Origin of the sequence: uncultured Tateyamaria sp. (assembly GCF_947496075.1) — a bacterium.
In the GTDB taxonomy this organism is placed as follows: Bacteria; Pseudomonadota; Alphaproteobacteria; order Rhodobacterales; family Rhodobacteraceae; genus Tateyamaria.
In genome coordinates this window covers 414,803-438,628 of record NZ_CANMBJ010000006.1, presented here as the reverse complement: position 1 = coordinate 438,628, position 23,826 = coordinate 414,803, and the positions used below count along the sequence as shown (strand labels likewise).

General features: G+C 57.9%; 24 protein-coding genes. 13 read left to right on the top strand and 11 right to left on the bottom strand.

Annotated elements, in window-relative coordinates; genetic code table 11:
• Positions 1 to 323: 323 nt before the first annotated feature.
• From xylB to Q1A51_RS20995, 5 genes are all read right to left on the bottom strand, one after another.
• A complete protein-coding gene (gene xylB, locus Q1A51_RS21015; RefSeq protein ID WP_299602082.1) occupies positions 324 to 1,781 on the bottom strand; it encodes a xylulokinase in 1,458 nt (485 codons plus the stop codon).
• Positions 1,778 to 2,746 carry a sugar-binding domain-containing protein gene (locus Q1A51_RS21010; RefSeq protein ID WP_299205868.1) on the bottom strand — a complete coding sequence of 323 codons (969 nt, stop codon included), beginning with the start codon at positions 2,744 to 2,746 and terminating at the stop codon, positions 1,778 to 1,780. The genes xylB and Q1A51_RS21010 overlap by 4 nt, the downstream gene beginning before the upstream one ends.
• Before the next feature lie 12 nt (positions 2,747 to 2,758).
• Positions 2,759 to 3,583 (bottom strand): carbohydrate ABC transporter permease, encoded by an 825-nt coding sequence (locus Q1A51_RS21005; protein WP_299205870.1) that lies wholly within the window; start codon positions 3,581 to 3,583, stop codon positions 2,759 to 2,761.
• 1 nt (position 3,584) lies between these two features.
• Positions 3,585 to 4,451: a sugar ABC transporter permease gene (locus Q1A51_RS21000; protein ID WP_299602077.1), complete on the bottom strand. Its 867-nt coding sequence runs from the start codon at positions 4,449 to 4,451 to the stop codon at positions 3,585 to 3,587.
• Positions 4,452 to 4,526: 75 nt separating this feature from the next.
• Positions 4,527 to 5,867, bottom strand: coding sequence for a sugar ABC transporter substrate-binding protein (locus Q1A51_RS20995; protein ID WP_299602074.1), 1,341 nt, complete (start codon positions 5,865 to 5,867; stop codon positions 4,527 to 4,529).
• A 138-nt stretch (positions 5,868 to 6,005) separates the two neighbouring features.
• Between Q1A51_RS20995 and ugpC the strand changes: the two genes are divergently transcribed.
• The 6 genes from ugpC to Q1A51_RS20965 are packed head-to-tail and all read left to right on the top strand — an operon-like array spanning position 6,006 to position 11,455.
• Positions 6,006 to 7,019, top strand: a complete 1,014-nt coding sequence (gene ugpC / locus Q1A51_RS20990) for a sn-glycerol-3-phosphate ABC transporter ATP-binding protein UgpC (RefSeq protein WP_299602072.1) — start codon at positions 6,006 to 6,008, stop codon at positions 7,017 to 7,019.
• Positions 7,020 to 7,029: 10 nt separating this feature from the next.
• On the top strand, positions 7,030 to 8,403 hold the full coding sequence (locus Q1A51_RS20985; protein WP_299602069.1) for a sn-glycerol-1-phosphate dehydrogenase: 1,374 nt from the start codon (positions 7,030 to 7,032) through the stop codon (positions 8,401 to 8,403).
• A complete protein-coding gene (locus Q1A51_RS20980; protein WP_299602066.1) occupies positions 8,400 to 8,957 on the top strand; it encodes a 6-phospho-3-hexuloisomerase in 558 nt (185 codons plus the stop codon). The genes Q1A51_RS20985 and Q1A51_RS20980 overlap by 4 nt, the downstream gene beginning before the upstream one ends.
• A 3-nt stretch (positions 8,958 to 8,960) precedes the next feature.
• Complete coding sequence (locus Q1A51_RS20975) at positions 8,961 to 9,713, top strand: SDR family oxidoreductase (RefSeq protein WP_299602063.1); 753 nt, start codon at positions 8,961 to 8,963, stop codon at positions 9,711 to 9,713.
• A gap of 32 nt (positions 9,714 to 9,745) precedes the next feature.
• A complete protein-coding gene (locus tag Q1A51_RS20970; RefSeq protein WP_299602060.1) occupies positions 9,746 to 10,558 on the top strand; it encodes a sugar phosphate isomerase/epimerase family protein in 813 nt (270 codons plus the stop codon).
• Positions 10,559 to 11,455: an HAD family hydrolase gene (locus Q1A51_RS20965; protein WP_299602057.1), complete on the top strand. Its 897-nt coding sequence runs from the start codon at positions 10,559 to 10,561 to the stop codon at positions 11,453 to 11,455.
• Positions 11,456 to 11,647: 192 nt separating this feature from the next.
• Here the strand turns inward: Q1A51_RS20965 and Q1A51_RS20960 are convergent, their stop codons facing one another.
• Positions 11,648 to 12,538, bottom strand: coding sequence for an SRPBCC family protein (locus Q1A51_RS20960; protein ID WP_299602054.1), 891 nt, complete (start codon positions 12,536 to 12,538; stop codon positions 11,648 to 11,650).
• 113 nt (positions 12,539 to 12,651) lie between these two features.
• Between Q1A51_RS20960 and Q1A51_RS20955 the strand changes: the two genes are divergently transcribed.
• Positions 12,652 to 13,449 carry a helix-turn-helix transcriptional regulator gene (locus Q1A51_RS20955; RefSeq protein ID WP_299602051.1) on the top strand — a complete coding sequence of 266 codons (798 nt, stop codon included), beginning with the start codon at positions 12,652 to 12,654 and terminating at the stop codon, positions 13,447 to 13,449.
• A gap of 106 nt (positions 13,450 to 13,555) precedes the next feature.
• On the opposite strand, the gene Q1A51_RS20950 is transcribed toward Q1A51_RS20955, so the two are convergent.
• Positions 13,556 to 14,305, bottom strand: a complete 750-nt coding sequence (locus Q1A51_RS20950; RefSeq protein WP_299602047.1) for a leishmanolysin-related zinc metalloendopeptidase — start codon at positions 14,303 to 14,305, stop codon at positions 13,556 to 13,558.
• 475 nt (positions 14,306 to 14,780) lie between these two features.
• Here Q1A51_RS20950 and Q1A51_RS20945 point away from each other — a divergent pair, with 475 nt between their 5' ends.
• The 4 genes from Q1A51_RS20945 (at position 14,781) to Q1A51_RS20930 (ending at position 17,815) form a co-directional block, all read left to right on the top strand.
• Positions 14,781 to 16,034 (top strand): Hint domain-containing protein, encoded by a 1,254-nt coding sequence (locus Q1A51_RS20945; RefSeq protein WP_299602044.1) that lies wholly within the window; start codon positions 14,781 to 14,783, stop codon positions 16,032 to 16,034.
• Between the two features lie 114 nt (positions 16,035 to 16,148).
• Positions 16,149 to 16,550, top strand: coding sequence for a DUF4864 domain-containing protein (locus Q1A51_RS20940; protein ID WP_299602041.1), 402 nt, complete (start codon positions 16,149 to 16,151; stop codon positions 16,548 to 16,550).
• Positions 16,551 to 16,691: 141 nt separating this feature from the next.
• Positions 16,692 to 17,108 carry an antitoxin Xre-like helix-turn-helix domain-containing protein gene (locus Q1A51_RS20935; protein ID WP_299602038.1) on the top strand — a complete coding sequence of 139 codons (417 nt, stop codon included), beginning with the start codon at positions 16,692 to 16,694 and terminating at the stop codon, positions 17,106 to 17,108.
• Positions 17,105 to 17,815: an RES family NAD+ phosphorylase gene (locus Q1A51_RS20930; RefSeq protein WP_299602035.1), complete on the top strand. Its 711-nt coding sequence runs from the start codon at positions 17,105 to 17,107 to the stop codon at positions 17,813 to 17,815. Before Q1A51_RS20935 ends, Q1A51_RS20930 begins: the two co-directional genes overlap by 4 nt.
• Before the next feature lie 19 nt (positions 17,816 to 17,834).
• Here the strand turns inward: Q1A51_RS20930 and Q1A51_RS20925 are convergent, their stop codons facing one another.
• Together Q1A51_RS20925 and Q1A51_RS20920 are read right to left on the bottom strand one after the other, a co-directional pair.
• Positions 17,835 to 18,422, bottom strand: coding sequence for a sel1 repeat family protein (locus Q1A51_RS20925; protein ID WP_299602032.1), 588 nt, complete (start codon positions 18,420 to 18,422; stop codon positions 17,835 to 17,837).
• A 49-nt stretch (positions 18,423 to 18,471) separates the two neighbouring features.
• Positions 18,472 to 19,779: an NAD(P)/FAD-dependent oxidoreductase gene (locus Q1A51_RS20920; RefSeq protein ID WP_299602030.1), complete on the bottom strand. Its 1,308-nt coding sequence runs from the start codon at positions 19,777 to 19,779 to the stop codon at positions 18,472 to 18,474.
• A gap of 279 nt (positions 19,780 to 20,058) precedes the next feature.
• On the opposite strand from Q1A51_RS20920, the gene Q1A51_RS20915 reads away from it, so the two are divergent.
• On the top strand, positions 20,059 to 22,344 hold the full coding sequence (locus Q1A51_RS20915) for a glycosyl hydrolase family 28-related protein (RefSeq protein WP_299602027.1): 2,286 nt from the start codon (positions 20,059 to 20,061) through the stop codon (positions 22,342 to 22,344).
• A gap of 12 nt (positions 22,345 to 22,356) precedes the next feature.
• Here Q1A51_RS20915 and Q1A51_RS20910 read toward each other — a convergent pair whose 3' ends face one another.
• Positions 22,357 to 23,007 carry a hypothetical protein gene (locus Q1A51_RS20910; protein ID WP_299602024.1) on the bottom strand — a complete coding sequence of 217 codons (651 nt, stop codon included), beginning with the start codon at positions 23,005 to 23,007 and terminating at the stop codon, positions 22,357 to 22,359.
• Positions 23,008 to 23,166: 159 nt separating this feature from the next.
• Between Q1A51_RS20910 and Q1A51_RS20905 the strand changes: the two genes are divergently transcribed.
• Positions 23,167 to 23,463 carry a zf-TFIIB domain-containing protein gene (locus Q1A51_RS20905; RefSeq protein ID WP_299602021.1) on the top strand — a complete coding sequence of 99 codons (297 nt, stop codon included), beginning with the start codon at positions 23,167 to 23,169 and terminating at the stop codon, positions 23,461 to 23,463.
• Here the strand turns inward: Q1A51_RS20905 and Q1A51_RS20900 are convergent.
• Positions 23,460 to 23,798 carry a DMT family transporter gene (locus Q1A51_RS20900; RefSeq protein WP_299208490.1) on the bottom strand — a complete coding sequence of 113 codons (339 nt, stop codon included), beginning with the start codon at positions 23,796 to 23,798 and terminating at the stop codon, positions 23,460 to 23,462. The genes Q1A51_RS20905 and Q1A51_RS20900 overlap by 4 nt on opposite strands.
• Between the last annotated feature and the right edge of the window lie 28 nt (positions 23,799 to 23,826).

Genomic DNA, 23,826 nt, shown 5'->3' with positions numbered 1-23,826 from the left:
GGCATGTTTCCTGTTAGAAGAGGATTCTGCTGAAATTTTCTGTGATGCAACTGAACCACCGGCTTTGTTCTCCGGATGTGAAAAAGCCAATTCTGAATTCCTGTGCACACAATGAAAGTCTAGAGTGACACCCATATCGTGGTATTGGAAAATGCTTTTGGAATGACTGCTGCGACCGGAACACTGCACGGCGCATCGCCACTCGAAGTGAAAAGAGCGCAGCACATCTGCATTGGAAAGCAGTCACCATCCAATATGGACGAACCGGTTTGGGCACTGGTCGCGTGAACCTGTCCGTAACGCATGCCAGCAGATCGAACCCATCAGATCACTGAAAATGGCAGGTCGCAGTGCCATTGATACCTTTCAAAAAGAGGACCGCTAAGGGACGTTATTGGACGTGCTGTGGTTTTGCTTCTGTTCTTGCGCGACAAGATCGTATCGCGCTCAGCGGGAGCAACGGCGGCTTGGGCCATACGCGCAGCACCAAGGCAGGCGGAGATATCGCCTTGTTCGGGGATGCTGATCTCCGTGTCGAAAAGAGTCGCGATCAACGAGACCCAAAATACTGAGCGCGTACCTCCCCCAACGGCGGCAAGGGTATCAATCGGAACGTTGGCCGCCTTTTGAGCGCTGTATGCCGCGTAGAATTGCATCGCTACACCCTCGAGGATGGCATAGGCCACGTCTGCGGCATCGTGCCCCGCTGTAAGCCCACCGAGAAAGGCTTGCGCGTCGGGTCTGTTGTCTGGCGTGCGCACGCCGGTGACCGATGGACGCGAAATCGGCAGATCCCCGATCCCTGTTGCCGCGCGGGCCTCGGCCAATGTGGCCAGATCTGGGGCTGACACGGATGTCAGGCGGCTCAACCAATCCAGCGATTGCGTGGCTGACATCACCACCCCCATCGACAAGAACAGGCCCGGTGCCGCATGAGGGGTTGTCAGGACGGCTTGTTCAGGTGCCGGATGGAAGTCGTTGTCTGCGGCGCATAAGACACCCGATGTCCCGATGCTGAGTGCCGCACGCCCGGACACCGCCGCCCCCACACCAAGGGCCGCTGCATAATTGTCCCCGCTGCCAGCCGCGACCAAAACAACACTTGGCGTCTTCCAGCGTTTACACAGGTCTGGTTTTAGCTGCCCGGCGACATCGCAGGACTGTAACAAGGGCGGCAGGCGCGCACGGTCCCAACCTGCGGCGGCGAGCAGTTCGTCATCCCAGTCGCACGTGGCGCAATCCAGGAGCATCGTCCCGGACGCATCGCTGTATTCCGTTGCTCTTTCGCCGGTCAGCTGCAGGGCGACATAGTCTTTCGGCAGCATCAGCACATCTGCGCGGTCCAAGACCTCGGGCATATGCTTGGCCAGCCAAAGCAGCTTCGGTGCGCCAAGGCCGGGGTCCGGATGCCCATTCGTACGCCAGCCGATATCCGGTACTTTCGCCAACAAGTCGGCGCATTCCAGAATGGAGCGTTGATCGTTCCACAGAATGCAAGGCGTGGTCGGTCGGTTCGCCTTGTCCAGCAGCACTGGCCCCAGCATATGACCCGACAGGGAAATCCCTGTGAGACGGTGCATCAGGTCCGGGTGGGTCGCAGCCAACTCATCAAAGATGTCGCGACTGAGGGTCCACCATTGGTCGGGGTCCTGTTGGCTCCACCCGGCTTGGGGAATATCAACGGGGGAGGGTCGCGCAGCAGAAGCAAGGCAGACGCCATCCTCGTCCACCAGCGCGATCTTGATCCCCGACGTGCCGAGGTCGATACCAGCGAAGATCATGCAGATGCCACAAGCAAGCCGCGTGCCGTATGCTCGTCCGTCACGAGGTGATTGACACAGCCACGCAGCAATATGGCGCGCATGATCGGTACTTTCTGTGCACCGCCGGCGGCAACGATTACGTTCGACAGATCATCCAGGTCCGTCAGCTTGATCCCCAGCACGCGGTCGTTGATTTCATGGTGAATCAAGCCACCATCTGCACGCAGAAAATACCCCATGATGTCGCCGACAGCACCCGCCTGCACCAGATCGCTGGTTTTGATATCCTGTGGTAGACCATCCGCCAACAAAAGCGAGTTCTTCATGTCGCCCGCAGCCAGGGCCAGACCATCAGCCGCGCAGATCTTTTCGATCGACCCTTTGAATTCCTGTTGCTGCTCCAAGATTTCGCGTGAGGCCATGCTGGCGGCATAAACCGGTGCGGTGAAATAGCTGTGCTGTGCGTTGCATAGATCTGCCAAGCGGGTCGTGATTTCGTAGCTGTTGACGTCTGACCCTTTGGTAAGCCCGCCCATCACTGATGTGATCTCAAGGTCGGGGCGGTTCATCGGCTCCATATACCGGGTCGCCATGTTCAGCGTGTTACCCCAGGACATACCAAACAGCTTGATCTCAGGACGTTCGAGCAGGCGGTTGAGAAACTGGCCCAGGGCCGCGCCCAATACTGTATAAAGCTTGAAATCTTCGCCGCCCACCGGGGCCACAGTCGCAGTGTCCAGACCGAACCGGTCGCGCAACTGCTCTTCCAGTTCGATGCAGGGCCCAAAGGAGGAGTTGATTGTCACCCGCACGATGCCGCGCTCGCGCGCCTCAGCCAGCGATTTATTGACCCGCAACCGCGTTACGCCGAACTGTTCGGCCGCCTGCGCTTGGGTCATGCCCTGAACCTCACAGGCCCATGCCAGCCGCACCAGAAGCTGTTCATTTGCGTCGAGAATCTCAGTCTTTGTTTGGCGCGACATCTTCGGTGATCCTTACTTGACGGCCCCCATGGTTAAGCCGCGCACAAGCTGTTTTGACGCCAGCAAGGCAAAGATCAAGACCGGAATGACGATCAGCGTCGAGGTCGCCATTATCTTCCCGTAGGGCAGGTTGTACCCCTCCATGAAGCTGACAGCCATGGCAGGTGCGGTCTTCGCCTCGGACCGGGTGAGGATCAGGCCGAACATCAGTTCATTCCAGGAGAAGATGAACGCAAAGATCGACGACACTGCAACCCCTGGCATCGCCAGCGGCAGGCAGATCTTTGTCATGATGGTGAATTGTGAAGCCCCCTCTAGTCGAGCGGCTTCGTCCAAGTCGTAGGGAATACCGCGGAACTGATCGGTGACGATCCAGATCACGATGGGCAGATTGAACGTCAGATAGATTAGGATCAGCGTGATGTGTTTGTCGAGCATGCCAAGATTGCGAGCTATCAGGAAAAACGGAAGCGCCAGCACAATGGGCGACACCATGCGGTTCGTGATGAACCAAAACCACAAATCCTTTTTCCCCCGAAACTCGAACCGCGCGAGCGCGAAAGCCGCCGGGACGCCCAATATGACCGCGAGCATGGTGGTGCAAACGGCGATCACCAACGAATTGATGAGTGTTCGGAGCACCCCGTCTTCAAACAGGGCCTCGCGGTAGTTTTGGAGCGTCGGTTCAAAAATCCACGCTGGCGGGGCTTGGAGGGCGACGATGTGGGTCTTCAGTGAGGTGGTCACCATCCAGTAGAATGGAAATACACAGATCAGAAGGATGAGACAAAGCAGGATGATCTGCCCCCAAAGCGGTCTTTGTACACGGGCTGTCATCTCAGACCTCCTTGTAAAAGACGCGGATATAGATTTGCGCCAAGAAGATTGTGATGATCAGAAGAATGATAGCTTGTGCCGACGCCAAGCCCTGGTCAAAGCCGCGAAAACCGACACGTTGGATCATGAGTGAAATGAACTCGGTCGACGCCCCGGGCCCGCCGCGTGTCAGCGTGAACACCATATCGAACAGTTTCAGCGTGTCCGCCGTGCGCAGGATCAGCACGGCCACAAGGCCGGGTAACAGGAAGGGCAATTGCACAAACCGCAGCACCGTCCAGCGGCTTTTTGTTTCTAGCCTCGCGGCCTCTTCAACCTCATCCGGTACCATCGTCAGGCCCGCCAGCAGGACAAGCGCCACAAAGGGCGTCCATTGCCAGACATCCCAGAAGATAATCATGGCGAAGGCGTTGGTGCTGTCGCCGATCCAGTTGATATCAGCCCCGCCCATCAGTTGGTTCACGACCCCGAATTTCTGATTGAACATGACCTGACCCAGCAATCCTACAACCGCGTAAGTGGTGGCCATAGGTAAAACGAGGCTGAGCCGGGCCAGCGTTTTGAGCACGGTCAGGCCTGGTTGATGGAGTACCAATGCGATCACCATCCCAAGCCCGATCTGCAGGGGAAGTGCGGTGCCCAGAAGGAAGAACGTCCGCCCCATAGCTTGCCAAAAGACTTCGTCTGTGAGGACATCCCAGTAATTCTCGAGGCCAATAAATTTGACCTTCTTCAGCTTCGTCAAATTGAAGAAATGCAACGAGGTCCAGCCCGCATAAAGCAACGGCACGATGCCAATAGCGGCAAGTGCCACGACGGCTGGCCCGATGAATGCAAAGATTGTCCGTCGCGAGACCTTATCGCGCATAGGTGCCCCTCCCGGCCAGACAGGTCATGTCCGGGGCCGCGCAGAACGGCCCCGGACATGTTGAGTGGCTCTCGCTTACTGTGCGAGTGGTTTTTCGCCGGAATAATAGCCTGCTTCTTCCAAAACAGCTTCCATCCGTTCGCCGATTTCCATTGCACCTTCTTCGGTGGTGACTTCACCCAACATCATCTTGGTGCCCCACTCTTGCACAATCTCGGTGATTTCAGGCCATTCCGCAAAGCGCGGGCGGAATTCTGGCACGCCGTCCTGCCAGCTTTCTACCAGTGCAGGCACGAACTTGAAGTCTTCAAGGCCATCTTCCATGTAGACCGACTGCCGGGCGGGCACGCCGCCACGCTCAAGATATTCGCGTGCGTTAGCTTTGGATGTAGCCCATTGGATGAACAGATAAGCGGCTGCCTGTTCGGCTTCATCTGCCTGGCTGGCAACGGCCATGGAGAACCCGCCAAGGGCCGGCTTGCGACCCGCAGGGCCAGTTGGCTCCGGTGCAATCTCAACGCAATCCGCGACCGCGGATGTGTCAGGCGATACGACCGTGGAGTAGAACGCGGACCACTCAGTGATCATCGCGATATCCCCTTGCGCGAAACCGTTCACGGTTTCAGCGTGGTCATATGCGACAACGCCGTCCGGCATGTATTGCATCAGATCCTGACGGAATTGCAGCCCGGCCTGGCTTTCTTCGCTGAGCAGGTTGGACTTGAAGTCAGCATCGAGGAAAGACCCACCAAAGGGCCAGATCATGCGTGCGAAACTATCGGCCGATTGTGTCTCGTTCCGCTTGGATTGCAAGGCGTAGGCGTATTTGCCGTCCCCTGTCAGGGCGGGTCCATAGACGTCTTTCAGGTCAGCCCATGTTGCTGGCGGCCCATCGAAACCTGCGTCTTCCAGCATGCACCGATTGTAGAACAGCAGGCCGGAGTAGTTGTCGACAGGCAAGCCATAAATCGTGTCATTCCAGCCGCCAAAGGCGTTCAGTACCAGCGGGAAAAAGTCATCGATGTCCAATTCGGGATCAACTGTGTCAGGAAACTTCGCCTGTACATCCGCCAAGGGCAGAATCCAGTCATTTTCCGCGAAATTGCCGATCCAGACCAGATCAATCAGGGCAACGTCGAGGTCTCCTCCCGCGACGAAGTCACGAACCTGTTCGCCCAATGCGTTCTCATATGGATGCTTGATGATGTTGATCTTAATGCCAGTTTCTTCCTCAAAGGCCGGCAGCATCGCTTCGATCGCTTCATAGCCTGGCCGCAATAGGAAAACGACGTCCACAGTTGTCCCGGCATATGGTGCAGCGGCGTCCTTCAAGCTCCATCCGTGACCATCAGCCAGCGCTCCTGTCGCCAGCGTCGCGGTCAGCGCCGTAGATGCCAAAAATGTCCTCAATTTCATGGTGACCTCCCTGTTCAGAAGCGGTTGACATACTTTTGCTTCCTGCTGCATACAAATGTAAATATCGGGTGTGTGTCAAACAGAAAGTGACGCAGCATCGTGTCGGGCCGAAAGTGGCTGCATAGAAGGATTATGGGCTTGGCCACTGTACAACTTGAAAAAATCAATAAGTATTACAGTGCCTTGCATGCGTTGAAGGACGTGTCCCTATCGGTGGCAGATGGCGCGTTCGTCGTCTTTGTTGGCCCCTCAGGCTGCGGCAAGTCCACCCTGCTGCGCACCATAGCGGGTCTCGAATCGGTGAGTGACGGGACGATTAAGATCGACGGAAAGGACGTCACTGATCTTGAACCCGCGGACCGCGATCTGTCGATGGTCTTCCAGTCTTACGCGCTTTATCCGCATATGACGGTACGCGCGAACATGGAGTTCGGCATGAAGGTCAACGGCCTTCCCGCAGCCGAACGCAAGACCCGTATTGAAGAGGCCGCCCGCATTCTGCAACTGTCTGAATTGCTTGACCGAAAGCCGGGTCAGTTGTCTGGCGGCCAGCGACAGCGGGTGGCGATTGGTCGTTCTATCGTGAAAAACCCCAAGGTGTTTCTGTTCGATGAGCCGCTTTCTAATCTGGACGCCAAACTGAGGGTGCAGATGCGCATTGAGCTTGAGGCGCTGCACAAGGAGCTTGATGCGACCATGATCTACGTGACGCATGATCAGGTTGAGGCGATGACCATGGCCGACCAAATTGTTGTGCTGAACGCGGGTCGGATTGAACAGGTCGGATCGCCCATGGAGCTTTATCACACCCCCGCCTCAGAATTCGTTGCAGGGTTCATCGGATCACCTGCAATGAACATTTTCCCAATTGGCCAGGGTTTGGGCGATGCAGGTGACGCGCCTGCAGATGCAGTCAAGGTCGGCATCCGGCCAGAACATATTCAGCTTGGCGACACCGGGATTCCCGGCACGATCCGAGTGAAGGAGAAGCTGGGGAGCGAGAGCTACCTTTATGTGATGACCCAGAACGACACGCAGATTGTCGTGAAGACCGATGGCGAGGACATGTTGAATGCCGGGGATCATGTTCACATGACATTCCGCGAGAACCGGCTGCACCATTTTGACGCCCACGGACGCACCCTGAGATGAGGAACTGCCCATGACCACATGGACGTCCCAGATGGACAGTTTGATCGCGCCCGCCGTCGCGCGCTCAGAAGTGACAGATGAAGTTGTGGTGGGCGCAGGCATATTGGATCAATCAGGCGCACTGGTCCGGCGGATGACCGCGATGCCGCGCGTTCTTGTTTGCGCCGATGAAGCGGGGTTTGAGGCCGCTGGCCGCCCTGTTGTCAGGTCACTTGAAGCCGCAGGGTTCGCGGTTCAAACGCACGTCTTGCCGGTTACGCCCTTGCCGAAAGCCTCCGTGGAGGAGGCCGAGCCGTTTCGGGCGATGCTTGCCGATGACCCCGATCTTTTCCCGGTCTCCGTCGGGTCCGGGGTCATCAACGATTTGGTCAAATACGCCGCCTACCGGTCAGACCGCCGCTATGTGTCGGCCGCAACTGCGGCCTCCATGGACGGCTATACCAGCGCGGGGTCGCCTTTGGCGGAGAACGGGTTCAAAGTGACGATCCCAACCCGCCCGCCAATTGCCATGCTTGCGGATTTCGACATCATCGCCACCGCCCCTGCTGACATGAACGGCTGGGGGTATGGCGATCTTGCGGGCAAGGTGCCGGCAGGCGGTGATTGGATTTTGGCAGACGCCCTGGGGATCGAGCCCATTGATGACGTCGCCTGGCCGTTGGTGCAGGATCATCTCTCAGGTTGGTTGAGCGGGCCTGACGGTGTCAAATCCGGCGACCGCGACAGCGTTGCGCGCCTGTTTACCGGTCTTACGGCGGTAGGGTTTGCGATGGAGGCGCATGGAAGCTCCCGCCCGGCATCTGGGGCCGATCACCAGATCGCGCATATGTGGGAGATGGAGGGGCACAGCCATCAAGGCCAGAAGGTCAGCCACGGAGCCGCGGTTTCTGTCGGTTGCGTTGTGTCGCTCGCCCTCTTCGATTGGTTGTTGGAGCATGATCTGGGCGCGCTCAACATCGAAGGCGTTCTGAGCCGAGCCCCTGATCTCGCGACCCGCGAGGCGCACCTTTCGGAAGCAATCGCGGATCCTAAAATCGCCGAGAAAGCAAAGGCGGAGCTTGCCGCGAAACATGCGTCACGGGATGTTCACGCAGCAAGGCTGAAAACACTGCGCCATAGCTGGCCGTCCTTGCGGGATCGACTGTCTGCCCACCTGTACCGCCACGACACAATGGCCGAGATGCTGCAACGGGCTGGTGCGCCAGCCTATGGCGCACAGATTGGCGTTTCACCTGACCATTTGCGCGCCACCATGCAGGCCGCTGCATTCATTCGCCGCCGCTATACGATTTTTGATCTGTTGCACGACATTGGTCAGACCGAGGCGGCCTTTGCTGCAGTCTTGCCGAGTTTGACAACAGGTGATTTGGTGGCTGATCTATGAACTTGAAGACCACAGCCGCCACCGCCATTGCCGAAGTTGGGGCTGTGCTGGATCGCGCCATCCCGCAGCAGGTCATAGGGATGGCAGTACCCATCCTGGCGGCGAAACGGATCGCATTGTACGGTGTCGGGCGCGAAGGGTTGATGATGAAATCTCTCGCGATGCGATTGTTTCATTTGGGCTTAGATGCCCATGTTGTAGGCGATATGACAACACCACCCTTGGGCCGCGGAGATTTGCTTATTGTAAGCGCGGGCCCGGGTGGGTTTTCGACCGTCGATGGGCTGATCGGCGTTGCCAAGGCAGCCGACGCGGCCACCATGTGCGTCACGGCAACCCCGGGCGGAACGGCCCCGCTCTCCGTTGATCACATCGTGCATCTGGACGCGCAGACCATGGCGAACGACCGGACCAGCCAGCAATCCGTTTTGCCGATGGGATCCCTTTTTGAGGCGGCGCAATTCCTGTTTTTTGAAATGGTTATCCTGCATCTGCGGGACAACCTGGACCTGAGCGCGGATGCAATGCGCGGCAACCACACGAATCTGGAGTAGCCGATGACGTGGCAGGACAGGTTTTCGATTGCGGGGAAGGTTGCATTGGTGACCGGGGCCTCGTCCGGAATCGGGGCCGAGATTGTTCGCGTTTTCTCGCAAGCTGGTGCCAAGGTCATTGCAACTGGGCAATCTGTTGAGCGTTTGGATGCGCTTGCAATAGAAACCGGCTGCGCCACGATACCGGCCGATATCGCTACGGTCGAGCAATGCAACACCCTGATCGCCAAAGCGCACGCATTGCATGATACTGTCGATATTCTGGTCAATTCGGCGGGTATCGCCGTGGTTGGACCGGTCCTTGATTTCGATCCGGTAGATTGGGACCGCACCATGGCCATCAACCTGCGCGCCCCTTTCCTTTTGTCCAAGGGGGTCGCCCCCGGCATGATTGCGGCAGGTGCGGGCAAGATTATTAATATCTCGTCCCAGACCGGGGTTATCGCGCTGCCTGATCATGCAGCCTATGCATCGTCCAAGGGCGGATTAAACGCACTGACCAAGTCCCTGATGACGGAGCTTGCCCCGCACAACATTCAAGTCAACGCGATCTGTCCAACCGTGGTTCTGACCGACATGGGCCGTGAGATCTGGAGCCCGCCCCAAAAATCTGGCCCGATGATCGCGGCGACACCTCTGGGCCGTTTTGGTGAGCCGGTCGAGATCGCCGACATGGCGCTTTACCTCGCCTCACCTGCGTCTGATCTGGTCAATGGCGCGCTTATGATGATTGAAGGCGGATATTCGAGCGTATGAAGGGTTTTGGCGTACATACCAGCATGTGGACCATGACGTGGGACGCCGAGGGTGCCAGTCGGGCGATTTCAGCCGCGAAGGCATCCGGTATGGACTTCATTGAAATAGCCTTGCTTGATCCGGCCTCAACCGATGCAGCACTTGGGCGCGACCTGCTCGAAAAAGCTGAACTGCCTGCTGTTTGCTCTCTCGGTCTGCCGCAAGAGGTTTGGGCCTCACACAATCCGACAGGCGCCATCGACTTCCTCAAACTCGCGATCAAGAAAGCCGCGGGTTTGGGAGCCGAAGCACTAAGCGGTGTCACCTATGGCGGCATCGGGGAGCGTTCGGGAAGCCCGCCGACCGTTCAAGAATTGGACAATGTGGCCACCGTGCTTGAGGCAGCTGCAAAATACGCAAAGGACCATGGGTTGGCCTTTGGCATTGAACCGGTCAATCGCTATGAGACCCACCTGATCAATACAGCGGCGCAAGGGGTCACGATGATTGAGCGGATCGGTGCGCCGAATATGTTCCTGCACCTCGACACATACCATATGAATATCGAGGAGAAGGGCGCGGGCAACGGCATCATCGCTGGGCGCGCCCACCTGAAGTACATCCACTTGTCTGAATCCGACCGCGGTACGCCTGGACAGGGTACATGTGACTGGGACGAGATTTTCGCCACGCTTGCCGCGATCAATTTCAAAGGCGGCCTTGCCATGGAAAGCTTCATCAACATGCCACCAGAGATCGGTTATGGGCTTTCTGTTTGGCGGCCTGTTGCTGAAAGCGCGGACGCCGTGATTGGTCAAGGTCTGCCGTTTTTGCACGGCAAGGCGCAGCAATACGGTTTGATCTGAATGAGCTATAGCGAAATCTGGGATACGCAAGACGCCTTTGATCGATATGAAGCCATCCGGCACCGCATGCCACGTGCTGCATTTCCTTCCGGGACAACGCAGTGTTCCGGCCTCCTGGAGATTGCGGATATGTTCGACGCCTTCGTGCTGGACAGCTTTGGCGTATTGAACGTCGGCGAGGCGGCGATCCCTGGCGCGGTCGCCTGCCTGGAGCAGCTCCGGGCGCGCGGTAAACATCTGATAGTTCTCACCAATGCCGCAAGCTACACTCGTGAGACGGCAGTGCAGCGCTATCGCGCCCTCGGCTTCGATTTCGCCCCTGACGAGGTGGTTTCAAGCCGCGACGTTGCTGCGTCTCGTCTGAAAGAGGTTCTTCCGGTTGGCAGCTGGGGGGCAATCGCCGCACCAGAAGATCGGTTCATGGACATCCCGGCAAAAGTCGAACATTGGTCCGGTCAGGAGGTTGACGGCTTTCTCTTTCTCTCAAGCGCCGCATTGGATGCAGACTTACTCGCCTCCGTCAGCACCGCAATAAGGCATCGCAAACGGCCCGTTGTAGTTGCCAATCCAGACCTCGTTGCGCCGCGAGAAACGGGGCTGAGTAAAGAGCCGGGGTACTACGCCCACCAATTGGCAGATGACCTCACCATCGCGCCCGTGTATTTTGGAAAGCCTTACACCAACGCGTTTGAAGACGCCAAAAGCCGCCTTACCGGGATCCACCCGCAGCGCATCGCAATGGTCGGCGATACACTGCACACGGATATTTTGGGCGGTGCGGTTGCTGGGTTCAAGACCGTCTTGGTGCGTGATCACGGCCTGTTTGCCGGTCACGCGACAGAGACATTCATCAGCAGATCAGGTATTGTCCCTGATTTTTCGTGCGCAGGCATCTGACTTGGAGGCGCATGACCATAGGAATGGCCAAGTGAGTGGGACCCCATTTACTGGGCACGATGTCGAGTCACTGTAACGAATACGGTGCCTCAAACATCAGATGTAGGCCAGCTATGGACAACTTGAAGTCGTTGAGACGAACTGCAGCATTGGTCAAAGTGAGCTCGAACCCCCTCCACGTCAATCCACAAGCTAACTTCGCGCCTCACGTTCCATCCGGGCGGCCCAACCCTCTGCCAGATCAGCAAGGATGACTTTGAATTGCCGCCTGGCGGCCAATTTGAACAAGGTTCGAACCAAGACGTTACCCTTGGGCGTAGCCTTGATGTCAATCGCGAACTTTGCCCCGATGCCGTTTTGCTCAACCGACCATGCGCCATGCAGATCGGATATGGGATAGGGATAATCCTCGGCCTCGGTGTGAACCCGGAATCCATACACGCGCCCTTCCTTAAAAAGATTGCAGGTTTCCAGCCAGTTCTCGCCCTTGGGCCCATAGCAGACACGCTGCATTCCCATGCCGTCACCTTTTACGACCTCAACTTTTGAAAGATTGTCGGCGACGTCCGCATAGCCCGGATGGTCGTTCATCACTTTCCAAACGACATCCACCGGCGCCTTGACCACTCGGCTTACTTTGGCGCGGATTTGGCCGCCGGAAGTTGTGACTGAAGCATCGCTCAGACCGGGAACGATCTTGCGCGCGCCAACCAACTGCCCAATGGCAAATACGGCCACGACACCGGCAACCACAACGATCACAGCCTTGCCAAAAGCCGTAAAAATCGCGCCATAGACGATCAACGCGACAGCGCTGGCCAAAACCCATCCAAAATCCAGTATGGAAATGAAAACGACCTGTCCTTTCGTCAGAAACCGGTTTCTTGTCATCAACAGCAGACACATCCCAAAGAGCGCGAGACCTACGCCCAATGCACGCAACGAAATGATGTGCCACCGCGCGGGCTGGGCAAACAGAAGTTCGGCGGCATAGCCGGGTGCAATCAGCAAGTCGGCACCTATCAAAATTGCGAATATCGAGTTGAGCCCGAGGAAGGTACGGGCAGTCTTTGAGGTGTCCATGGTACAATCTTTCTCGTCAGAGGGTGTGCGCTGACAAACCTCATCATTGTACGAGGCCGTTCAATTACGTCGCAGGTAATCGACCTGCCTGCCTGCCTCTGGCATGTTTGGGTATGAGCCATAGTCAGACCATAAGTGCACCGGCATTTCCGGGTTTCCTAAAGAGCTGGCGGCACCGGCGCAGATTGAGCCAGCTTGAGCTGTCATTGCAGTCTGGAATGTCACAACGGCACATCAGTTTTCTAGAAACCGGGCGGTCCAATCCAAGCCGCTTTGCCATCGCGCAGCTTGCCGACACGCTTGAGATGCCCGCCGCCGAGATCGACGCAATGCTCTTGTCTGCCGGTTTTGCGGCACAGTCGTCGCGGAACGGTTGGGATGATGACGCTCAGAAAGCCGTAGACATGTCGATCGACCACGTTCTGCAAGGTCATGCGCCTTACCCGGCTGTGTCGATTGACCGGATTTGGAACCTGGTCAAAGCCAATGAGCCAGCCCAAAGGTTCTTTGCGCTCATCGGGGGGCGGGGCGATCCCAATCTATTGCGAGAAATTTTGGCACCGGGAAACGTCCGCGATTGCATCGTGAACTGGGATGAGACAGCGCGCGCCCTCTTGCGGATGTTGGAACTGGAAGCTGCGCGCCGCCCTCATGACACAGAGGCCCATGCGTTACAGGCCGAGCTCAGGGCTATCGAGGGTGTGCAGCCGCTGCTGGACACACCGGCAACACGTCCAAATGCGCCCGTGCTCACGATCAAGTTTCAAATCGACAATTACGTTTTGGAGCTGTTCTCTCTCATAGCAACGATTGGCATGAGTGCCGACGCAACCCTTGACGATCTGCGTATCGAGACTTTGCTACCAGCCAACGATGCGACCCGAGCCTGGTTCGAGAAGGTTTTTAGATGATCGTTTTCCCGATGGTGCAGCAGCAGACCTTGGACAAGTGATCGACACCTGCGCCCAAAGCCGCTGGTCCGAGCATCGGAGATTCCGTGTGAAGGCAGTCAATCCGTCAGCCGGACGTCATGCCATGCACAACCGGTTCGGTTCGTCCCATTCTGCACAGGTCGCAAATCCGAACAGCCTCGGTGATCCCCATCATGGCAAGGGCCCGGAAATCGGGCAGATCGAACGGGTCCGCGCTGCTGTAGTCCACCTCGTAGCCAAGATCCTCGAACGAGGCGACCGACAGCCGACTGAGCGGGCGTTCGCTGCCTGACAGGAACCCGGTCAACAGCTCGTCACCGAACACCAACTCACGCCAATGGCTTTCGCGGGTGCCCGCGCCACCGGTGTTTGAAACAGGGACGGCACTGCCGCCCTGCGGATCAAGGGCCGCAAATTCCCTTGCGGATGAGGCACCGATAAACCGGGGGTCCATTGTCCCCGTTCCTTGGAGCAGGTTTTTTCTGCTCCATAGCGTTCCAAAGCCCAGAACGTGGGCCATTTCATGGAGTATGACATCTTCGAAACGGCCTCCGGCCTCAAGGGTGGCGACATCGGCCCGGTCAAACTCCATGATCCCGGCAAGGGGCAATTCATTGCCCTGCCGCAAGATGGTCGGGCCCGCCTGACCCAGAACGCCGTTTGCGCCGTCGATGGGTTGGATCGACACGTCAATACGTACGCCAGTCAAGATGTCGCCGTCGATGTCGATCGGATCGAAGCCGGTATTCACAACCTGATCCCAACGCTGTGCGGATCGTTCGAAAACGGCCCGCCTTTCACCGGTGACATCCCCATCAAACTTGAGTTCGATCATGGTCTCATCCGTTTTTGTCTCGCGCAATGCCACTTTGACAGAAGTTAGGGTGTACACACCACCGTTGAAGGCATGCTTGGCACGCGGCAGCCGAAAGTGCGAACGAATGCCAGCCGGTTCTTGCCGTCTTGCATAAATTGCGTCTCGGCATCCTGAAATGGTCTTGGCGGGTATGTTGATTTTCGTGCGGGGTGCGCGGCGCTTTGAACGCGTCTGCGCCGCGCGTACCGAAGCTGGGCGTACCGAAGTTGGGCGTAGAGGGCGACTGTACCGATTTGCCCGGGCTTGGTCGTGATCACACGATTGCACATCGTGCGTATTGGGTCAGGTTTCGGTGGGAATTCGCGCAAACGTATAGCCCTTGCCTTTGGTTCTTGCTCTGGTTGAATTAGAGGCAAAGAATTGAACCACTCTAACATGTGAAAGGCGCGTCTGGCGCGCCAGTCGGCTTCTTGGCAACACCATGAGGTGCTACATGCCTGTTTTCTTAACGATCACGGACTCTGACATCACCAATGCCGCTTTCTGGACGGCCTTGGACATTGGCCAGGACAGCACGATCGACGCGTCGGGCATCAGCAGCACAATCAACATCACCCTGACGGGCAGCTCAATCAGCTTCGAAGACACAGCGTCCGGCATCACCACCACCTATTCCGACTCTGACCTCACGTCCGGATCATTCAGCCAGTTCGTGGAGTTTGTCGGCAATGATGGTAACAGCGATGCCAGCGGCTCAGTTGGGCTGAACGCGTCGGGCTACACCGGTGGCAGCGGCGATGACATCTTTACGGATGACGGCAGTCTTGGTGGAGGCATCCGCGGAGGAGAAGGGAACGACACCCTGATAGGCGGTGTCGGAAGCAATAACATTGATGGTGGCGAGGGTGACGACGTGCTGTCGGGTGGGGGCGGCAACAACAACCTCAGCGGGGGCGAAGGGAACGACACGCTTTTTGGCGAGGATGGAAGCGGGAACCTGAACGGTGGCGAGGGTGACGACGTTATCTTTGCCGGTCTGAACACGACCTTTGTCGAAGGTGGGACCGGCACAGATTCTATGATCTTGCCCGAAGGGTCGACATTCACGCCTTTCTTTCCCGGATCAGCGGGCGGCAATGTCACGCTGCCCAACGGGCGCAGCTTTGTCTATCTGAACATCGGGAGTGTCACGGTTGCCTGCTTTGCCGCAGGCACGCCGATCAGGACGCCCAATGGCGATGTGCCTGTCGAGCATCTGACGGTGGGGGACTGCGTCATGACGCTGGATCGCGGGTCGCAACCGATCAAATGGCTTGGAAAGCGGACGGTCAACGGGCTTGGCTCAAACGCACCGATACATTTCCGGCCCGGCAGTATCGGAAACAGCCAGGCACTGAGGCTGTCGCCCCAGCATCGCGTGCTTTTGTCCGGCTGGAAATGCGAGTTGCTGTTTCACTCACGCGAGGTTTTGTGCGCCGCGAAGCATCTGTGTGATGGCGACCAGATTTTCCGGGAACCCTGCGCGACGGTGACGTATGTCCATTTCATGTTCGAGCAGCATGAAATTGTGTTTTCTGGCAATGCCCTGCTGGAAAGCTTTTTTGTCGGGGATCACATCACCGATGCTGAAAGAGGCTGCCACGCAGAGCTTGTCGACCTTTTCCCGGAACTGGCACGCCACGGCCCTGATGCGATGCTCTCCGTGCGCCCCTGTTTGAAGGCATTTGAAGGTTCCTTGCTGATGTAGGTTTTTGTGTGTGGAAGCCGCACGGCGGCAGCACGCTTGCTGTTGTTCGCTCCCCGGCATTGCCCAATTTCCATGCCGTTCTAGGTTTTTTTTAAAACCGAGGGGAGATGAGAAATGCGCAAGTGGATGATGGGAATGGTTTTTGCCGTTGGCCTTGCCGGAGCTGCGATGGCGCAGGGAACCGAGATCGAGGGGGTTATTTCCAGCCAGATCGAAGCCTTCAAAGCGGATGATTTCGCACAGGCCTTCACCTTTGCCGCGCCGTCGATCCGCGGCATTTTCCGCACGCCAGAGAATTTCGGCCGCATGGTGACACAAGGCTATCCTATGGTGTGGCGCCCGGCTGATGTGACCTATTTGGACCTGCGCGAAGAGGCCGGGGGGTACATTCAGACCGTTCGGATAGAGGATGCAGACGGGGTGACGCATTTTCTGGCCTACAGCATGGTCGAAACCGGGGATGGCTGGAAGATCAGCGGCGTCCAGCTTTTGGATGCGCCTGGCGTGAGCGCGTGACACCGGGCCCCATCGTGGGTTCAATCAGGGTATTTGGGTCCTTTTGCATGATCTCGACCCGTTCATCCCACAAACTATAGCGGCACTTGAAAATAATCTTATCATATGATAAGTATTACTGTATCTTTTGAGGATACCGATATGATCCATGCCGCGCAACATGTTGAGCACCCGCAAATCATCGCCCCGCTGAGCGACCCGCAGCGGATTGCCACGGTGGTCAAAGCCATCGTGCGGGTTGCAGAGGCGTGGTCCCTGACCAATGCCGAAGCGGCCGCCTTGTTTGATGTACCCACGGCCACGTGGAGCCGGATGAAAGCGGGAGCCTTTAAGGGCAATCTTGATCAGGACAAGATGATGCGCGCGAGCCTGTTGATCGGCATTTTCAAGGGACTGCGCCTACTGTTCAACGGACCGCTGGAGGCGGGTTGGCCAAAGCAGCCAAACGCCGGTCTGGCCTTTGCCGGGCAGGCCCCGATTGATCGGATGATCGCAGGGGGCATCCCCGCGATGATGTCTGTTCGACGCCACATCGATGCGCTGCGGGGCGGCGTGTGAGAGATGTATCTGACCTTCAGTTGCGCCCCTTTGTCGAAGCCACGACAACGCGCCTGATCTCGACCGCATATATCGATGAGCCTGCACTGGCCCCCCTGGCCGATGACGACGATGATCTTGCCTTTCTTGCAGAACTGGAGGGTCGGTCATCGTCGCGCCGCGGCCTGCCCGGGTTCATTCCAGCGGGAGTTCACCCTGACGAGTTGGTAACCGCACATCACGGCTATGGCTGGACCTATATCAACGCTGCATTTTGCTACACGCGGGAGACCGGGAACCGTTTCAGCGGACCAGAGCGCGGCGCGTGGTATGCGACCTGGGGCGAGGATCGGGTCGAGACGGCGCAGTCAGAGGTTGGGTGGCACCTGACGCAGGAACTGCATGCCACGGGTGTATATGATAACGTGACGGCCTATCGCGAGCTGAACGCATCGTTTGCCACCGAGTTTCACGATCTGAACGGGGCCGATCTGGAGACCGAATTACACCCCGATCCCATTATTGGGTATCCAGCGGGCCAGCGTTTGGCGGCCCGATACATGGCTGCGGGGTCGAACGGGTTTCTGTTTCCTTCGGTGCGTCGCTCCGGTGGGGCGTGCCTTGCCGCGTTTCGCCCACACATGATCCAGAATGTCCGGCAGGGGGACACGTGGGTATTCACATGGTCAGGGCAGCCTGATCCCGAGATTTCTGCTGGTGTTTCCTAACATCACCTGAGCAGCGCCGTTAGAAAAGCGGCGCGTATTTCCAGTTGTCCGCGTCTGGCGTCACCTCGTCCAGATCATAGTCGGCGCCTTGCAGACGTTTGGCGATTTCCAACCCGTCTTCTGCCGCCTGATCGACATAGCGCCGGCCCAAGGCTTCGTTCTGGGCAATGCCGTGACCGCGCATGAGGTTGAGCCCGTGGTTGAACCGCCCGACCGGGTCGCCTGCTTCGGCGGCTCGGCGGTCCCATTCCGCAGAGGCATCCGGGTTGTAGTCGCCGCCCAGGCCATTGTTCTCAAGCTGGCTCATCCAGGTCATTGCCTTCGTGTACCCGGCTTCGGCGCATTTCCTGGTGAGTTCGCGCGCAAGCTCATGATTGTCATTCTTGGTGACATTGATGCCCAGAGAGCAGGTCACTGAACGGATGACGCCCATCTCGATCTTGCGGGTCAGCATTTTCCGGCCTGTGTCCTGCGGATTGAGAATACCCAACTCGTCTTCAATGGTGGCTGGTCGTTCGTCGGCCTGCGTGACGCTCGCCAGTGCAATCAAGCACATCGCCGTGATCGGTTCACGTATGTCCACGTCCTCCTTGGAGAGAACTATCACGCATGCCGTCGCAAATCACTTTGGCTTTGCTCGCAACGCCAGACTGCTGCTACTCGGTTGCACGCACCGGCTCCTCCGGTTCGGTATCATGATCCTCGTGTAGCGGGCTTAGTCCGGTGATCAGCCGCGCCCCCTTCGAGAAGGTGAGGTAGGACCAGAACCAATTCATTGCGACGAAGATCGGGTTGCGCACACCGATCAGGAAGTAGATATGCGCGATCCCCCACAGCCACCACGCCACGAAGCCCGAGAGTTGCAGTTTACCAAAGTCGATGACTGCCGCGTGCCGTCCGATGGTGGCCAGATTGCCAGCGTGTCGGTAGCGGAAGGGCCTGTCATGCGGCTGGCCTTTGGCCAGCGCGGCGATCCGTTTGCCAACGTATTTGCCGCCCTGCTTAGCAGCCGGTGCGATACCAGGCACGTCAAGGCCGTCTTTCCAGGGGACTTGGGCGGCGTCCCCGATCACGTAGACATTTGGGTGGTCCGGCAGGCAGAGAGTGTCGGTCACGGCCACACGACCGGTGCGATCTGTCGGCGCATCAAGCCACCGCCCCACGTTTTTCACCGCAACTCCGGCCCCCCAGACCTTGCAGGCCGATGGAATGAAGGTGTCAGATAGCTGTACGCCCGCTTCGGTGATGTCTTCAACACGGGTGTTGACCATCACCTCGACCCCCAGTTTTTCGAGTGACGTGTGCGCCTTGTTGGAGAGGTTTTCCGGGAAGGTACCAAGCACACGTGGGCCTGCTTCGATCAGGATGATGCGGGCATCACGCGAGTTGATGCGATGGAAGTCTGCCGCAAGCGCATGGTTTGCCAGTTCGGCAATTGCACCGGCCATTTCGACCCCGGTGGGGCCGCCGCCGACAACCACAAAGGTCAGTTGGCGACGTTGTTCGGAGTCCGAGTTCGAAATCTCGGCCCGTTCAAAGGCCATAAGCACCTGTTTGCGGATCTCGGTTGCATCGATGATCCGTTTGAGGCCGGGGGCGTGCCTTTCCCATTCGTCCCGCCCGAAATAGGAGTGATGCGCACCCGAGGCGACGATCAGATGGTCATAGTCGAACTGCCCCTCCCCGGTGATGACATGTTGGCTGGTCTTGTCCACATCCAGCACTTCGGTCAGCGCCACAGACACATTCTTTTGCCCTGAAAAAATCCCACGTATGGGCCACGCCACGTATGCTGGTGACAGGTCAGCCGTGGCCACCTGATAAAGCAAGGGCTGGAACAGGTGATAGTTCCGACGATCGATGATCTTGATGTCGACCGGCGCGCGTTTCAGCGCACGGGCCGCGGCCAGGCCCCCGAAGCCTGCGCCGATGATGACAACCTTGGGACGGGATTGTTTTGGCATGGTCCACCTCGCTGCGGTTGCAAAGAGCTTTGCTGCACTTGCACCAATATAGGTTGTGACCGCCCAACCGCCATGCCAGCCCCGGTGCAATGGATGTGAGCTGCTGTAACAATTGGGTGCCGCGTTGCGCATGAGCCCGCTGCGCCGCACGGTCCTGTCGGCCCCCGTTAACCCGTTGTTGATACTTCCCTTGCCCGTGACAGCCGGGCCTTCCGGTTGGGTTCAGGTTGACTGCGTGACATGGGCTGCTTCGGCCCCCTGCGGAAAAGGGATGAATGGATGAACAAGGCAATTACTGATGGCGTGCTGCTGATGCCCCCAGCCTTTGCGAACGGTTTGGATGTCTGGTCGAGCGGCGATGGCACGCCGGGCTCTGACACCTACCAGAACGCGCCCAACGCGGCGTTTGTACCGGCGGATCAGGATTTTGGCGGTTGTCTTGAATTGCAAAAAGCATCGAACACCACCCGTGTTCGGTACATGGGCGAAACCCCTCTGCTGCCCGGTTGCTACCTGCGTGTGACCGTCCGCCTGAAGGCCATCAGTGGCAGCCTGCCATCAGTGCAGGTTGCGGGCTATGCAGCGCTGGCGAATGGGACCGCAGTGCCCGGTGTTGATACTGTCGGGGACAGCGTGACCCTCACCAACTATGGCGAAGTGGTCGAGGTCTCAGCGATCATTGGCGCGGGCAACCGATCCGGCGTGGATCTGGTGTTGGGAGCCGACGCAGTTTATGGGTATTTCGGCTTAGACCTGACCGGTCCTAACGGTGGCATTGTCCGCATTGATGACATTGTGATCGAAGACATCACGTCCATTTTCCTGCGGGACATCATGTCCGTTGTGGACGTCCGCGACTTTGGTGCCATCGGCGATGGCACGACAGATGACAGTGCAGCCTTTGACGCGGCTAACGCGGCAGCCAACGGCCGGACGATCCTGGTTCCAGAGGGCGTGTTCCGGCTTGAGAATGACGTGACGCTGGACGAGTTGGTCAAGTTTGAAGGCACGCTGAGCATGCCCGACGACAGGGAGCTCCTGTTGCGCAAAAGCTATGATCTGCCGACCTACATTGAGGCCTTTGGCGACGAGGCTCTGGCTTTCAAAAAAGCGTTCCAGGCCCTTTTGAATGGCGTCGACCACGAAAGCCTGGATATGGGTGGGCGCCGCATTGCGGTGTTCGGACCCATCGACATGCAGGCCGCCGTCCCGAACCGCGATCAATACAACACGCGCCGTGTGATCCGGAACGGCCAGTTCGAGGCGCTGGGCGATGATTGGGGCAGCGAAACGGTTACAAGTCAGGCCACCTATAGCTCGTCCGATAGCCGCACGTTGAGCAACGTGATCAACATCGCGAACGTGCCGGTCGGCGCGCTTGTCACAGGCAATGGTGTGGGTCGCGAAGTCTATGTTCGAAGCAAGAACGTGGGAGCAGGCACCCTGACCCTGAACGCGCCACTTTTTGACGCCGACGGGACGCAGACCTTCACCTTTGAGCGGTTTGACTACCTGATCGACTTTGGTGGCTTTTCAAAGCTGACGAAGTTCAACATGTCGAACATCGAGTTTCAGTGTAACGGGAAAAGCAGCGGTATCATGCTGGCCCCGGCCGGGGCGACATTCGAACTGCAGGAATGTTTTGTCAGCCGCCCAAAGGATCGTGGCATTACGTCCATCGGTGGTGGGTGTCAGGGTTTCCTGATGGATCGGTGCCAGTTCCTGTCGTCCGAAGATGCCCTCGACGTTTCGGACCGCACGACCATCGGGTTCAACATCAATTCAAACGACGCAAAGATTCGCGACTGTCGCGCGACGCGCTTCCGTCACTTCATGGTTTTGGCTGGTCGGAACCACCTGATCAAGGGCAACCACTTTTTCCAAGGCGATGGGGTGCAGGATGGCGTCCGCACCGCAGGGGCGGTCCTGCAGGACAACTACACGGCCACCGTGATCACCGGGAACTATGTCGACAACTGCTTTATCGAATGGACAAATGAGCGCGACCCCACTCCGGCGTTCACGTCCGGCTTTTCCTTCAGCTCATTCAGTATGACGGACAATGTGTTCCTGTCGGGCAGTGTTGCGCCATGGTTCAGCTATCTGGTGATCAAACCGCATGGGGCAGGCCATTTTCTGAATGGCGTGACGGTGACGGGAAACCGCTTCCAGTCCATCAATGGCCAGATTGACCGTGCAGAACGCGTCGACACCAGCTTTGCCGACCTGGACTATGATCGGAACCGTTCTGTCTGGTTCAAGGGGAACTCGTACCACAACGTGCGCGAAAGTGCTGAAAACCCGCAAGTCATTGCACACACCCAGAGTACGCCAAGCCGCATCTGGACAATCGAGACAGACAATAAGCTGCCCTTTGAAAGCTATTGCCAGTTCGTGGACTCTGTCGCGCTGACTGACGACTTGCGCAACAGTTCGAACCAGCGACGCTATGAAGCGCCTGTCGCGCGTGGGCGGGCCGGTTCAAACGAAGACGCGTTCACGCTGGAGTTCAGCGAAGATATGAGTGGATCGGTCAGGGCAACCGTTCGGATGGACCGCGGCTGACCGTCGCGGCGGTCAGAAGGACCGCCACATACCCAGTTTGAGGGCGAGGGTTCCATCCTCGTCCTCAAGGCCCAGGACAAAACTTGCCCCATCGGGTTTGGGCTGCCAGATCACCGATGGGGCAAGGGTTGCAGATGTGTTCCCGTCCGCGCTGGTGACAAAGACCTGCATCATCACCTTGAACTTGTCATTGAGCGCGAGGCCAACAGTTGAATCCAGTTTCAGCGTGTTTGCACCTTCGTCGATCGCCCATTCGACCGCACCGTCAATCGCCACCCAGCCATGACGCTCCCCCAGGCTGATCCCGCGCCCATAGCTGAGGCCGGTGCGCAGCAACGGGTCCATGGCAAGGCCAAATGTACTGCCAATCCCTATATCGTAGGCCAGTTTGTAGTCCCGCTTACCGGTCGGAATTGGTTTGCGCATGAAAACAAACGCTGTGCCTTCGCCCAAACGCCCCAGCGTCATATCCACGTCGACCTTGGCGCCAAGTGTGAGCTTGGGCCGCAGTCCGTATTCGGCATAAAGCGTTCCGTCGAGCCGCCCGGTTTCTTCATAGACCCCGCTATATGACAAGAAGCCTTTCTTGTGCTCTTGCAACCACGCACCGGCCTGCGCGCCTGGCGCAAGCGCCAGCAACAAGAGGGTCAGCAGAAGGGGCATCACGGGTTTGTCTTATTTTGTTAACAAGCAATGACCGTGGCCCAGACATGGTTAACAATTGATTAGGATCAGGGATTCACCTTTTTTCGCCAATCTGTCCTGCAGTGGGGACCGGACAACCCTATATGGGGTGAGAGCCATTTGGAGAGAGAGACGCCCATGCAATGCCCTATCGACGGAACGCCCCTTGTCATCACCGACCGCAGCGGGGTCGAGATTGACTATTGCCCGCAGTGTCGGGGTGTGTGGCTGGACCGGGGTGAGCTGGACAAGATCATCGAACGCGCAGCCGCCTATTCCGCTCCCCCTCCACCACCCGAAGCCCCTCGCGCACAACCAGACAGAGACTATGACGACCGTGGATATGAGGACCGCGGCGATCGCCGGTATGATCAGCGTCGTGGTCGGCGCAAAAAGGGGATGGGCGACTTGTTGGGCGACATCTTTGATTTCTAGGCCAGACGGCTCATCAGGACCATCGCCAACAGGGCGCAGCCAAGACCTGCATACTCCCGGGCGTGCAGCGTTTCACCGAAATGGAGCGCGCCGATCAGCGCCAGAGCGATAAGCGTGAGCATGGAATACGCCACGCCCGCTTGCGCCAGCGTGACATGCTGCATGGCGTAGAACCAGAAAAACGCCGATACGCCATAAAGCGCGACACCGAGCAGGACGAGGACCGACCACACGGGTTGGTTCCCGTCGGCGGCCAGTTTCAGCACATAGTCGCCTGCGATGACAACCAGTGCTGTCACGAAAGTAAAAGCAAATCCAAAAACAATATGGTCCATTTGAAAGCCCTTGAATGAGGGCCTCGCG